Here is a 15,024-nt window from a genome sequence, read left to right on the forward strand (position 1 = left end):
TATTTTTACCCATCGTTATTTGAATTTTGCAACTCTAAATTACGATTATTTTAAGAAGCCATTAATTTGGCTTCTTTTTTATCGGACAACAATGAAAAGGATATTTAAAAATAATAGAAGCGAACCCTAAATTATTTGCGATAAAAAAAGAGCCTTGCTTTAGAGAAATAGCGCTTAAAAAATTCCCTTTTGTAATCATCTATGAAGTATTTAAGAATGAAATTATTGTCTACTCTATTTTTCATACTTCTAGAAATCCTTCCAAAAAACCTTAAATCTTATTTTCACTAAAGTTTATAACTGCATTTTCGTAACAAAAAACCTTCTGAATTAAACTTTAAACAAAACTTAATTCCTTAATTTTGTGCAACATTTTATAAAAACACAATAAAAAAAATATACTATGAGTTCATTTGACGTAGTCATTATAGGTTCTGGACCAGGCGGATATGTAGCAGCAATTCGTTGTGCACAATTGGGTTTCAAAACAGCAATTATCGAAAAATATTCCGCTCTTGGTGGAACTTGCTTGAATGTAGGCTGTATTCCTTCAAAAGCATTACTTGCTTCTTCACATCATTACAGCGACATCGCTCATTTTGCAGATCATGGAATTGAAGTTTCGGGTGAAGTAAAAGTGAATCTGGAAAAAATGATTGCACGTAAACAAGCCGTTGTTGACCAAACAGTAGGTGGTGTAAAATTTTTGATGGATAAAAATAAGATTACCGTTCTCGAAGGATTGGGTTCTTTTGTTGATGCTACACATGTTGCTGTTGCAAAAGCAGACGGATCTTCTGAAACTATCGAAGCTAAAAATATCATTATCGCCACAGGTTCTAAACCATCTTCTTTGCCATTTATCAAAATCGATAAAGAAAGAATCATCACTTCTACCGAAGCGCTGAAACTTCCTGAAGTGCCAAAACATTTGGTCATTATTGGTGGTGGAGTTATTGGAATTGAACTTGGACAAGTGTATTTACGTTTAGGAGCTCAGGTTTCTGTAGTTGAATACATGGACAGAATAATTCCAGGAATGGATGCATCGTTGTCTAAAGAATTGACTAAAGTATTGAAAAAACAAGGCATGAAATTCTACGTTTCACATAAAGTGAAATCAGTAGAAAGAAATGGCGATATTGTTGCTGTTCAAGCCGAAAATGCAAAAGGCGAAACAATTACTCTTGAAGGGAATTATGCATTAGTTTCTGTAGGTCGTCGTCCTTACACGGATGGATTAAACGCTGATAAAGCAGGAGTGAAAATAACTGATAGAGGAATGGTTGAGGTAAACGATCATTTACAAACTAATATTCCTAATATCTATGCAATTGGTGATGTAGTTCGTGGAGCGATGCTTGCTCACAAAGCAGAAGAAGAAGGAACAATGGTTGCCGAAATATTAGCAGGTCAAAAACCACATATCGATTATAACTTGATTCCTGGTGTTGTTTATACTTGGCCAGAAGTTGCTGCAGTGGGACAAACAGAAGAACAATTGAAGGCAGCTGGAATCGAATACAAATCTGGAAGTTTTCCTTTCAAAGCACTAGGTCGTGCAAGAGCAGGAGGAGATTTAGACGGGTTTGTAAAAATTCTTGCGGATGCAAAAACGGATGAAGTTTTAGGTGTTCACATGATTGGTGCTCGTTGTGCCGATTTAATCGCCGAAGCAGTAACTGCAATGGAATTCAAAGCATCTGCCGAAGATATTTCTAGAATGTCTCATGCACATCCTACATTTGCGGAAGCAATAAAAGAAGCTGCATTAGCCGCTACTGATAATAGAGCGTTGCATGTGTAAATAGAAAACACAATTTTTTTTTATAATAATAAACCCGTCTCGTTTTAATACGTGACGGGTTTTTGTATTTATAAAGCCAAATTATTTAGCCACAAATAAACTTTTATAATTTCCCCAGTGGGTAAAGATTAAAAATATGTTTCCAAAAAACACAAATAATGCAATAGGTAAGTTCTGCGGTGTTAGGAAAAAATTGATCAATAATATATTTAAAGTAACCGGTAAAATTATAAGATTAGCCAGGGTTACATATCGACCGGTAATAAATGAAACTCCACAGAGAAATTCGAGAGATTTTGCTAAAGGCAACAAATAGGTTGACGCCATTAAACCGACATTGAATGCTTTGAAGTTTCCGGTTGTTTCAGCCTCTGGTGTTAGATGTAAAAAAAAACTAATTGAGGTATAAAGAAAAAGGATTCCAAGTAATGATCGAACAACTATGATTGCAATTTTCATGATATATGGTTTTAAATTGGTTACACATTTAAAATATATTATTGAGATTTGGCACTTTCATTCTTTAAAAAATTCCCGTTTGCATATAACTGAATGTGGATTTAAATTTAATCCCAGTTTAGTGTAAAATTAAATAATTTTGTAGGCCTTAAATCGTTAAATTCAAATAGAATTAGACCGCTCAGACAATACTGATTCAAAAGGTTAAGAAATTAAAAATCAATCTACTATAACAAATTTACAAAAAAATCAGTTAATTTTTACAGTAATCTCTTATTGAAGGAAATATTTTATTGTAATTTTGAATTTTAAAGAAAAATAATTTTTGAGAACTTCTATTCACAAGCAAATTTCGGATCCAAAGGCGTTCAAACAGCAACTTTTATTTTGGGGACAACAATTCCGTGAAGTCATTTTTATGGATAGCAATTCTTATCCGCAACAGTATTCCAGTTATGATTGTATTCTTGCCGTAGATGCTTTCACCGCTATAAAAACAGATTATCACAACGCTTTCGAAGATTTAAATCAATATCAGCAAATTACTAAAGATTGGCTTTTTGGCTATTTGTCGTATGATTTAAAAAACGATGTGGAACATTTGAAATCTAATAATCTTGATGGTTTGGATTTTCCCGATTTATTTTTTTTTCAACCTAAAAAAATATTTTTATTGAAGGGAAATCAACTCGAAATTCAATATCTCAAAATGTGTGATGAAGAAGTGGAAGAAGACTTTGAGGAAATGGTCGAGAGTCAAAAGTCGAAAGTTGAAATTGAAGAGAAAATAACAATCCGGCAACGAATTTCAAGAGAAAATTATCTTGAAAAAGCGGCAAAAATATTGGAACACATTCATCAAGGCGACATTTATGAAGCTAATTTTTGTATGGAGTTTTTTGCCGAAAATGCAACTATCAATCCATTAGAAAAATTTGTAAAACTCAACGAAATTTCTCAGCCTCCGTTTGCCATTTATTTTAAGAACAACAAGCATTTTTTACTATCAGCTTCACCGGAACGGTATTTAAGGAAAGAGGGAGATGTATTAATTTCGCAACCTATTAAAGGGACGACCAAGAGATTTTTGGATGCAATTGAAGATGAAAAATCAAGAAATAAATTGGCTTTAGACCCAAAAGAACGTGCCGAAAATATCATGATTACTGATTTAGTTCGGAATGATTTGTCCCGAACGGCTCAAAAAGGTTCTGTTGAAGTCACTGAATTATGTGTCATCTATTCTTTTATGCAAGTGCACCAAATGATTTCTACGATTACTTCAAAATTAGATAGTCAATACTCCGCTGTTGACGCTATAAGAACTACTTTTCCTATGGGAAGTATGACTGGAGCACCAAAAATTTCGGCACTGAAAATTATTGAAGAACTAGAAGAAACAAAACGCGGTTTGTATAGTGGAGCCGTAGGTTATTTTACACCAAATTGCGACTTTGATTTCAACGTGGTGATCCGAAGTATTTTGTACAATGAGGAAAATAAATACGTTTCGTTTTCAGTAGGAAGTGCCATAACTTCACAATCTATTCCGGAAAAGGAATATGAGGAATGTTTGCTCAAGGCAAAAGCGATGTTTGCTGTTTTACAGTGATCTTAAATTTTATGTAATTTCAAAATTGAAGTCGTGTAATTTCAAAATTGAAGTCGTGTAATTTCAAAATTAAAGTATTGTATATTCGAAATTAATTAATATATTTGCCTTATAAACAATACGTTATGACTGTCGATAGAGCGATTGTAAAACAAATGCTTTTTTTCAAGGATAAGTATCCAATACTTGCCTTAACTGGTCCAAGACAATCCGGAAAAACAACGCTGTTAAAAGAAGTTTTTCCCGACTATACTTATTTGAGTTTAGAGAATCCCGATTTGAGAGCATTCGCAGAAAATGATCCCAATGGTTTCTTCGAAAAATATTCGAAATATTGCATTTTTGATGAAGTACAAAGAGTTCCTCAACTGTTTTCTTATTTACAGAACATTGTAGATGATAGTAAAATAATGGGGCAATTTATTTTATCAGGCTCACAGAATTTTCATTTGATCAACAATATCGCACAAAGTTTAGCCGGAAGAGTGGCACTTTTTAAATTATTACCTTTCGATTTTAATGAAATGAAATCGGCTAATTTGCTTTCAAATGATTACATAAAAGCCATGATCAAAGGATTTTATCCCGCTATTTATGACAGGGATATCCCAGCAGGTTCTTTTTATAGCAATTATATTCAAACCTATGTAGAGCGTGATATTACCGAACTTATAAATATTAGGGATATTAGGACTTTCAGGACTTTTTTGAGTTTATGCGCATCCCGTGCGGGTCAATTATTGAACTTAAATTCATTGGCTAATGATTGCGGTATTACCCAACCTACTGCCAAAGCTTGGATTTCGGTTTTAGAAAGCAGTTACATCCTGTTTTTACTGCAACCTCATCATAAAAATTATGACAAACGGGTAATCAAAAGTCCAAAACTCTATTTTTATGACACAGGATTGCTTTGTCATTTATTGAAGATAAAAGATGAAAATCAAGTTAAATTCAATTCATACATAGGACATCTGTTTGAAAACATGATAGTTTCTGAATATGTGAAGCAAAATTATCATCAGAATTTAATGAAGGAATTTTGGTTTTGGCGCGATTCAGCCGGTCATGAAGTCGATTTGATTTCGCAGGACGATGATTTGCTGGATGTAATCGAAATTAAGGCTACGGCAACAGTGTCTCAGGATTTATTTAAGGGATTGCTTTATTTTGAGAATCTCGCCAAGGATAATGTGAGGGGCAAAACGTTGGTTTACGCAGGATTGGATAATCAAAAACGTACCATTGCCAATGTTATTTCTTGGTATGATTTAAAATAACTAAATTTGAAAAATGCTACACAAATTACAAAATGATCTCACCCATAATTTCCAGTTTTTAAAGGGGAAAAAGTTGCTTTTGGCCACAAGCGGAGGATTAGACAGTATGGTAATGGCTAATTTGTTTCATAAGTTAAATTATGAAATAGCGATTGCGCATTGCAATTTTCAGCTTCGAGGAATGGAAAGTTTTGAAGATCAGAATTTTGTTCAGGAATATGCAAATGCGAACACGATTCCTCTTTTTGTAACACAATTTGATACTAAAGCTTTTGCTGAAGATTATAAATTATCGACGCAAGTTGCCGCTCGGGAGTTGCGATACAATTGGTTTTATGAGCTTTTGGAAAATGAAAAGTACGATTATATTCTGACGGCACATCACGCCGATGATAATCTGGAAACCTTTCTGATAAATCTTACTCGAGGAACCGGATTAGAGGGTTTGACTGGAATACCGGAGAAAAATGAAAACATAATTAGACCACTTTTACTTTTTTCGAGGGAAGAAATTGAAAATTATGCAAAAGAAAACAATATACATTGGAGAGAAGACAGCTCTAATGCTTCGGATAAATATTTGAGGAATAAAATCCGTCATCATTTAGTTCCAATGTTAAAAGAACTAAATTCCAATTTTCTAACTGCCTTTCAAAAAACGCAAACCTATTTGCAGGAAGCACAAGATATGGTTGAAGATGCTTCAATAATAGTTTATCAGCAAGTGGCAAAGCAAGAAGGTGACGATATTCATTTTGATTTGAATCAACTGAAGAAATTACCGAATTATAGATCGTATTTGTACCAATGGCTCAATGAATTTGGATTTTCGGCATGGGACGATATTTATGATTTGGTCGAAAGTCAATCAGGTAAACAGGTTTTTTCTACGGAATATCGATTGTTGAAAGATAGAGATTCTTTAATTCTAAGTCCAATAAATTTTGTACATGAAGAAGAGTTTGTAATTGAAGAAAATCAGCAAGAAGTTAAGATTCCCTTAAAACTTTCGTTTTGTAAAGTAGCCGACATTAGTTTAGTTTCAAATACAACTATATTTGTGGATGCGGAAAAATTACAATTTCCTATGGTTTTGCGCCATTGGAAGGAGGGAGATATTTTTCAGCCCTTTGGAATGGAAGGAAAATCCAAAAAAGTAAGCAAGCTTTTTAAAGACGAAAAATTGTCCTTAATTGAAAAAGAAAATACATGGCTTTTATGTTCCAATAATCAAATAGTCTGGGTTATTGGGATTCGTCAGGATGAACGTTTTAGAATAGAAAATAAAAAAGAAAACATACTTAAAATACAATTAGAATAATGAGGAATAAAATTATTTTTTTACTGCTTGTTTTTTTGGCTTTCGCCAAAGTAAATGCACAAATTCTGGATCCTGCAAAATGGACTACTAAAATCGAAAAAAAATCGGAGAATAATTACCTGCTTACTTTTAATGCCGTTATAGAAAAGGACTGGCATATGTATTCCCAGTTCACTCCTGACGGTGGACCACTGCCATTAGAGGTTATTTTTAAAAATCAAAAAGGGAATTTTACCTTAGTGGGCAAAGCTAAAGAAAGCAAAACTACCACCGCTTTTAATGATGTTTTTGGTGTTAATGAAACTTTTTTTCGCGATAAAGCTCAAATTCAGCAACAGGTTACAATCATAAATCCAAAGCTTACTACAATTGAAGTCGATTTGAATTATCAGGTCTGTAAAGAGGCGTGTATTAATTTGGAAAAAAAATTCACTTTTGCGATTCCTTCAGCGTTAAAAACCTCAGTTGATGCTTCTAAAAAAGAGGCTATAGCTGCAGGTACTGTAAAATCAGATTCAACGGTTGTAAAAACCGAAGTAGAAAAAGCGACTGTTATTCCTACTAAAGTTAATATGCCTGATTCAAATCCTGTAACTAAAAGAGGGCTATGGTCCATATTTTTTATCGCTTTTTTCTCTGGATTTGCCGCTTTGCTTACGCCTTGTGTCTTCCCGATGATTCCAATGACGGTAAGTTTCTTTACCAAGCAAAGTAAATCAAGAGCCAAAGGGATTAAAAATGCACTTATTTACGGGGTTTCCATTATATTTATCTACGTCGTCTTAGGATTTTTAGTGACTTGGATTTTTGGTGCCGGAGCTTTGAACGCATTATCAACGAATGTTTGGTTTAATATCATTTTCTTCGTTTTATTAATTGTTTTTGCATTTTCATTTCTTGGTGCATTCGAAATTATGCTGCCTCAATCGTGGGCTAATAAAGTAGACAGTCAAGCCGACAGAGGCGGAATAGTTGGAATTTTATTTATGGCATTGGCACTGGCCATTGTGTCGTTCTCTTGTACGGGACCTATTGTAGGAACATTATTAGTGGAAGCCGCTTCCAAGGGAGGTATCGCTCCAATTATAGGAATGTTCGGTTTTTCATTAGCATTAGCCTTACCATTTATGTTGTTTGCCATGTTTCCGGGTTGGTTGCATTCTTTACCAAAATCAGGTGGATGGCTGAATACTGTAAAGGTAGTATTAGGTTTTCTGGAGTTGGCTTTGGCTTTCAAATTTTTGTCGAATGCTGATTTGGTTTTGCAAATGCATTTATTAGAACGGGAAGTTTTCTTGGCTATTTGGATTGCTATTTTTGGAACGTTAGCCTTCTACTTATTCGGAAAAATTACTTTACCGCACGACAGTCCTTTACCTCATATTTCTGTGGGAAGATTATCCTTTGGATTAGTTGTTTTAATCTTTACCATATATTTAATTCCCGGACTTTGGGGAGCACCATTAAAATTAATTAATGCTTTTCCGCCGCCAATGGAATATAGCGAAAGTCCAATGGGTTTTGGAGGTTCCGGAGTAACGGAATCATCAGTTGTTTTGCCGGATGGGGCAAAAAGCGGACCACACGGTTTGGTTGTTTTTGATGATTATGAGAAAGGTTTGGCCTACGCCAAAACAGTAAATAAACCCATAATGCTTGATTTTACGGGTTATGCCTGCGTGAATTGCAGAAAAATGGAAAATAATGTCTGGTCAGTACCTAGTGTTTTATCCTTGTTAAAAAATCAAGTCGTACTAATTTCTTTATACGTGGATGATAAACGAGAGTTGCCTAAAAACGAACAATTTGTTTCGAAAACAACAGGTTCTGATATCGAAACGACAGGGGATAAGTGGACGGATTTTATGATTTCAAAATATAAAACCAATACCCAGCCTTTATATGTTCTAACTGATTTGGAAGGAAATAGTTTAAATATTTCAAAACCAACAATCAGTTATGTAGCAGCCGCTGAATATGAAATGTGGCTAAAAACTGGAATCGAAAGTTTTAATAAGACAAAGTAATACTGGATTCTAAAATTGGATTGCTACCGCGGTTAGTTTTAAAATTGTTTACTTGTTACGTTTAAAACGTAAATTTTTAGATTCGAAAAAACAAAACCATTAATCTCAATTTAATCATTGAGATTTTTTTACCTTTCAAAACATTTTATCTAATCAAACTCATGAAAAAATTACTTGTTATTTCACTTTTATTTATTGGAGCACTAGTCTTTGCACAAGACAATAAAGTGAATTTTGTTGCTGAAAATTACACTAAAAAAGAGGTTCACATTAAAATGCGTGATGGAGTAGAGCTCTTTACTGCTATTTATTCTCCAAAGGATGTCTCCAAAAAATATCCGATTATCATGCAAAGAACACCTTATAATTGCGCTCCTTACGGGGAAAACCAATTTAAAAAAAGCATTTCGCCAAGTGAGACAATGATGAAAGAGGGTTATATTGTAGTATATCAAGATGTTCGTGGTCGTTTTATGAGCGATGGATTATACGACAATATGCGTGCATACATACCCAATAAAAAAAGTAAAAAAGACACCGATGAGGCATCAGATACTTACGACACTATCGATTGGTTAGTTAAAAATATTGCTAATAACAATGGGAATGTCGGGACTTGGGGTATTTCTTATCCTGGATTCTATGCTACCTATTCTTTATTGAGTAATCATCCTGCATTGAAAGCCGTTTCTCCACAGGCCTGTATCAGTGATTTCTTTTTTGATGATTTTCATCATAACGGAGCGTACTTATTAAGTTATTGGAAGGCAACTCCATTGTTTGGCCCACAAAAGTCAAAACGAACTACTGAAGCATGGTACAAATTTCCGGATTTAGGCACAAAAGATGATTATCAGTTTTTTTTAGACGCTGGTTCTTTGTCTAATTTAGATAAATATTATGGAAAGGAAGACGAATTTTGGCAACAGCTAAAAGAGCATGTTAACTATGATGATTTTTGGAAAAAAAGAGGCATTTTACAGCATTTGAAAACGATTAAACCAGCAGTAATGATTGTTGGAGGTTGGTTCGATGCCGAAGATTTGTATGGTCCATTAAACACCTACAGTACGATTGAAAAAAGCAGCAAAAATTACAATACTATCGTGATGGGTCCTTGGAGTCACGGGGATTGGGCAAGAAATTCAGCCGAACAGGTTATTGGTAATATTAAATTTGGAGATAGTATTTCTGGGTTTTTTCAGAAAAATATTGAAGCCAACTTTTTTCGTCACTTTTTGAAAAATAATGGAAAAGGGGAAAATAAACTACCCGAAGCCTATGTTTTTGATACCGGTAACAAAGAGTGGAAAACATACGAGACTTGGCCACCCAAAAATACGGAGAAGCAAGATTTCTTTTTGCAGGAAAATAAATTGAGAAAAATGGGAGCTAAGAATATATCATTTCAAGAATTTATAAGTGATCCTAAAAAACCGGTTCCATCATTTGAAGATATTAATCAAAAAGGAATTACGCCAAGGAAATATATGACGGACGATCAGCGATTTGCTGCAAGACGCCTGGATGTAGTAGTTTTTGAAACCGAAGTTCTAAACGATAATACTACTTTGGCAGGAGATATTTTAGCCAAACTGAAAGTTTCGACTTCAGGAACTGACGCCGATTGGATTGTTAAAGTGATTGATGTTTTTCCAAAAGACGAAGCGGAAACCAAGGAAATTGCTCCGTACCTGAAAATGAGTAATTATCATATGATGGTTAGAAGCGAAGTGATGCGTGGGCGTTGTAGAAATAGTTTTTCAAATCCGGAACCTTTTGTTGCCAATGAAAAAACGGCGGTTAACATCAAATTGCAAGATGTTTTCCATACCTTTAAAAAAGGACACAAAATCCAAATTCAAATTCAAAGTACCTGTTTTCCATTAATTGATTTGAATCCACAGACTTTTGTAAATAATATTTTTTATGCAAAACCAGAAGATTTCCAAAAGCAAACACACAGAGTTTACAATGACTCTCAAATAGAGTTTACTGTTTTGAAATAAGAAAAATGATCTTTTTGAATTGAATTTTAATTTTTAATTTCAAAAATAATATAAGCTTTATTTCTAAGACCGAGTATCCCATTCGCCTAGGTGAATGGGATTTTTTTTGCTCCATATTTATTGATTGCTGCTTAGATTATTCAATCGAATCCTAGGTATATCTACAACCTGTGAACGATTAATTAACGCAATGAAAGTAGGAATAGGAATTATATTTTTTTCAATCCGGCAGTATGGAAATGTAATTATATATGAGTTTTCTCAATTTCAGTTTTGTGAATTAATAAAAACAGCATTGATTTTTGTTTTTAGTTAGATGTAGAACACTTTAGATTACGATAATTCAACAATTTTTTTAAGAAAAAATTTTTCAATTTAATATAAAAATTGATTTAAAAAAATTACATTCTTACTATTTTTTTTCATTTTCATTAAGTTGAAAAATACAAAATATGTAGTTGGTAGCTTTAAATAGTCATTTTATCGAAAATGTAAAAAAAAGAAGATTAATGAATTCTTAATTTTATACATTAGTATTCAAGTATCTAAAAATTAGGTTCTTATTAAGATGTTTTTTTACCTACAGAAAAGCATTTTTTATTTTTTTCAAATGATTTCCATTGCAATAAATCAGCCAAATAGAACCCCCATTCTATTGATTTACATTTTACAGTTAGACATATCGTATTTTTTATATAATTATTTTAATTCAATAAGTATGAAAACATTTCTACCTAAATCAAGATTTTTAACCTTCGTTTTTTTAATTACCAATTTGTTTTTTGCTAGTCTGGCTTTTGGGCAGACAATTGCAACTGATCTATTGGATTATCCTCCTGGAGCAACCGCAATAATTACAGGAACTGGTTTTACGCCAGGTGAAACGGTAACCTTACAAGTCTTACATACCGATGGCGTTCCCTCCGGTACGGATGCACAATACCATCAACCATTCACCGCTATTGCAGATGCAAATGGGGATGTTTCATCCACATGGTGGGTGCCTAATGATGGGGATGCCGCTGGGGCAAATTTTAAATTAACTGCGGATGGGGTTACATCATTAAGACATGCGGAGTGGTTGTTTACGGATAGTGCTTCATGGACATTGTCTATATCACCCACGTCAGCATGTCTTAACACTTCTACAAATTTTACATTAACGGCTACAGGAACTAGTAATAGCTCTAATAATAAGGTTGGTTGTATTAAGGTAACCTTACCTGCAACATTTTCGAGTTTAGGTACCCCAACAATTATTTCCTATACCTCGGCTGGATGGACTATTAGTCTATCAGGTAATATAGTTACATTATCGAATTCCACAAAACTTGGATCAAATGATGATGTGGTATTCTCAATCAATGCTACACCAACAACTACAGCGGGCTCTCCATTTTCATTGACTGGCTTAGCATCTTTAAATAGTAGTTGTCCGAGTATTCCAACGGGACAGGACATATATACGAGTCCAACTTTAAATCCAACTGTTACAGTTAATCCAATTCTTACACCGTCCGTAAGCATTTCAATTACCAGCGGAGCTAATCCTACCTGTTCTGGAACACCAGTAATCTTTACAGCAACGCCAACCAATGGCGGAGCAACACCATCATACCAGTGGAAGAAAGATGGAGTGAATGTAGGAACAAACAGTGCTACTTATTTAGATGCAGGTACAGCAGGTGGTGTTATTACAGTTGTAATGACAAGCAATGCGATTTGTCCGTCTACACCAACTGCAACAAGCAATGCTATTACACTTGCAGTAACTGCAAATGTTACACCATCAGTAATCATAGCGATAACATCAGGAGTTAATCCAACTTGTAATGGTAGCTCAGTAACCTTTACCGCAACGCCAACCAACGGCGGTACACCTTCTTACCAATGGAAAAAAGCCGGTGTTGATATTGCAGGTCAAACAGCTTCAACATATACTGATACAGGAACAACAGGTGGTAGTATTACTGTTGTTATGACAAGCAATGCAATTTGTCCCTCTACACCCACTGCAACAAGTAATTCTATCGCACTTGCTGTAACTGCTAAGGTTACACCATCGGTAAGCATAGCAATTACATCAGGAATCAATCCAACTTGTAATGGCAGCTCAGTAACCTTTACTGCAACACCATCCAACGGTGGTACACCTTCATATCAATGGAAAAAAGCCGGTGTGGATATAGTAGGTCAAACAGCTTCAACATATACCGATCCTGGAACAATAGCAGGTAGCATTACAGTTGTAATGACCAGCAGTCTTAGCTGTGTTACATCACCAACTGCAATAAGTAATGCAATTGGCTTAACAGTTAATCCAATCCTTACAACATCCGTAAGTATAGCACTAACATCAGGAGTGAATCCAACATGTTCTGGAACCGGAGTAATCTTTACTGCAACTCCAACCAATGGTGGAACTACGCCTTCTTACCAATGGAAAAAAGACGGAGGGAATGTCGGAACAAACAGTGCTACTTATTCTGACGCAGGATCAACAGGAGGTGTTGTTACCGTCGTAATGACAAGCAATGCAAGTTGTCCGTCTACACCCACTTCAACAAGCAATGCTATTACGCTTGCAGTAACTGCAAATGTTACACCATCAGTAAGCATAGCGATAACATCAGGAGTTAATCCAACATGTTCTGGATCCGCAGTAACCTTTACTGGAACACCGACCAACGGTGGTACACCTTCTTACCAATGGAAAAAAGCCGGTGTTGATATTGCAGGTCAAACAGCTTCAACATATACTGATACAGGAACAACAGGTGTTAGTATTACTGTTGTTATGACAAGCAATGCAATTTGCGTGTCTACACCCACTGCAACAAGTAATTCTATCGCACTTGCTGTAACTGCTAAGGTTACACCATCGGTAAGCATAGCAATTACATCAGGAATCAATCCAACTTGTAATGGCAGCTCAGTAACCTTTACTGCAACACCATCCAACGGTGGTACACCTTCATATCAATGGAAAAAAGCCGGTGTGGATATAGTAGGTCAAACAGCTTCAACATACGCCAATCCAGGAACAACAGCAGGTAGCATTACAGTTTTAATGACGAGTAGTCTTAGCTGTGTTACATCAACAACTGCAACAAGTAATGCAATTGCCTTAACAGTTAATCCAATCCTTACAACGTCCGTAAGTATAGGAATAACATCAGGAGTGAATCCAACATGTTCTGGAACCGCAGTAACCTTTACTGCCACACCAACCAATGGTGGAACTACGCCTTCTTACCAGTGGTACAAAGGAACTACAGCAGTTGGAACTGGAGTAACATATACAGAGACAGGAACAACAGGTGGTAGTATTACTGTTGTTATGACAAGCAATGCAATTTGTCCCTCTACACCAACTGCAACAAGTAATGCGATTACGCTTTCAGTTAATCCGCGTCCAACAGGGATAATCAGTGGAACGCAAACCATTTGTACTGGCAACAGTACGACATTAAATATAGCAGTAGCAGGAACTGGTCCTTGGAGCGGAACTATAACTGGCGGCATTCCGTTTAGTGGAAGCAGTAGTCCTATTAGTGTTTCTGTCAGTCCAAGCATAGCAACTACTTATAGTATCCTTACTTTAAGCAATGCAAACTGTTCATCAATAGCAGCAGATCTTTCAGGCAGTGCAACGGTATCCCTAAGAGCTTTACCTGCTGCAACTATCTCAATTACTGGCGCTAACCCAATTTGTTCTGGCTCTACGACATTAATCAAATTCACTGGTCCAAATGATGGAACAGTAACTTATAATATTAATGGAGGTTCTAACATTACAGCCAGTCTAAATAATGGTGGGAATTTTACACTCACAACAGCAGCTTTAACTTCTGATACAACTTATAATCTTGTTAGTGTCGCCTACGGAGATACACCAGGTTGTAGCGCATCGGCAAGTGGTAGTGTAACTATTACAGTGAACAAAGCTCCAGTATTCGCTACTTGCCCTTCAAATTTAACTTCAGATACTTCAGCAGGCGTTTGTAATGCAACAGTAAGCTACACAGCAACTGCTACAGGTACACCTGCGCCAACCTATACTTATTCACTAAGCGGCGCAACTACATTAGCAACAACTAATGGTACTGGAAGTGGTGCAACTTTTGGAAAAGGTGTAACAAATGTAACTATTACAGCAACAAATTCTTGTGGCACAGATACATGTAGTTTTACGGTAACGGTGAAAGATAACATTAACCCAACGATTACTGCACCTACAGCTACAACAGGCACAACGAATGCTGCATGTACTTCTACCAATGTGGTTTTAGGCACTCCAGTAACAGCAGATAATTGTTCAGTAGCTTCAGTCAGCAATGATGCACCTACTGCGTTCCCATTAGGATTAACAGTGGTGACTTGGACCGTAACAGATGGTGCTGGATTAACAGCAACAGCTACACAAAACATAGTTGTAAAAGACAATACTGCTCCGGTAACACCAATCTTGGCTGATGCCACAGGAGAATGTTCGGCTACTGCCACTGT

The 15,024-nt window shown here is 35.5% G+C and carries 8 protein-coding genes; 7 read left to right on the forward strand and 1 reads right to left on the reverse strand.

The window, feature by feature from the left end:
• The first annotated feature begins 403 nt into the window (after positions 1-403).
• Entirely contained in the window at positions 404-1,807 is a 1,404-nt protein-coding gene (lpdA, locus tag IWX84_RS15165) for a dihydrolipoyl dehydrogenase (RefSeq protein ID WP_196851598.1), read from the forward strand.
• Between the two features lie 81 nt (positions 1,808-1,888).
• Here the strand turns inward: lpdA and IWX84_RS15170 are convergent, their stop codons facing one another.
• Positions 1,889-2,266, reverse strand: a complete 378-nt coding sequence (locus IWX84_RS15170; RefSeq protein WP_196851599.1) for a DoxX family membrane protein — start codon at positions 2,264-2,266, stop codon at positions 1,889-1,891.
• A 325-nt stretch (positions 2,267-2,591) separates the two neighbouring features.
• Here IWX84_RS15170 and IWX84_RS15175 point away from each other — a divergent pair, with 325 nt between their 5' ends.
• The 6 genes from IWX84_RS15175 to IWX84_RS15200 form a co-directional block, all read left to right on the forward strand.
• Entirely contained in the window at positions 2,592-3,878 is a 1,287-nt protein-coding gene (locus IWX84_RS15175; protein ID WP_196851600.1) for an anthranilate synthase component I family protein, read from the forward strand.
• 125 nt (positions 3,879-4,003) lie between these two features.
• On the forward strand, positions 4,004-5,158 hold the full coding sequence (locus IWX84_RS15180) for an ATP-binding protein (protein ID WP_196851601.1): 1,155 nt from the start codon (positions 4,004-4,006) through the stop codon (positions 5,156-5,158).
• Between the two features lie 13 nt (positions 5,159-5,171).
• The gene (tilS, locus tag IWX84_RS15185; protein ID WP_196851602.1) at positions 5,172-6,479 is read left to right on the forward strand and encodes a tRNA lysidine(34) synthetase TilS; all 1,308 of its coding nucleotides are present in this window, start codon (positions 5,172-5,174) and stop codon (positions 6,477-6,479) included.
• On the forward strand, positions 6,479-8,506 hold the full coding sequence (locus IWX84_RS15190; RefSeq protein WP_196851603.1) for a protein-disulfide reductase DsbD family protein: 2,028 nt from the start codon (positions 6,479-6,481) through the stop codon (positions 8,504-8,506). The genes tilS and IWX84_RS15190 overlap by 1 nt, the downstream gene beginning before the upstream one ends.
• A gap of 161 nt (positions 8,507-8,667) precedes the next feature.
• Complete coding sequence (locus IWX84_RS15195) at positions 8,668-10,515, forward strand: CocE/NonD family hydrolase (RefSeq protein ID WP_196851604.1); 1,848 nt, start codon at positions 8,668-8,670, stop codon at positions 10,513-10,515.
• Positions 10,516-11,233: 718 nt separating this feature from the next.
• Positions 11,234-15,024, forward strand: a 3,791-nt coding sequence (locus tag IWX84_RS15200; protein ID WP_196851605.1) for a hypothetical protein, incomplete at its 3' end; no start/stop codon positions are given.

The organism is Flavobacterium sp. CG_9.10 (assembly GCF_015752245.1).
Taxonomy (GTDB): domain Bacteria; phylum Bacteroidota; class Bacteroidia; order Flavobacteriales; family Flavobacteriaceae; genus Flavobacterium.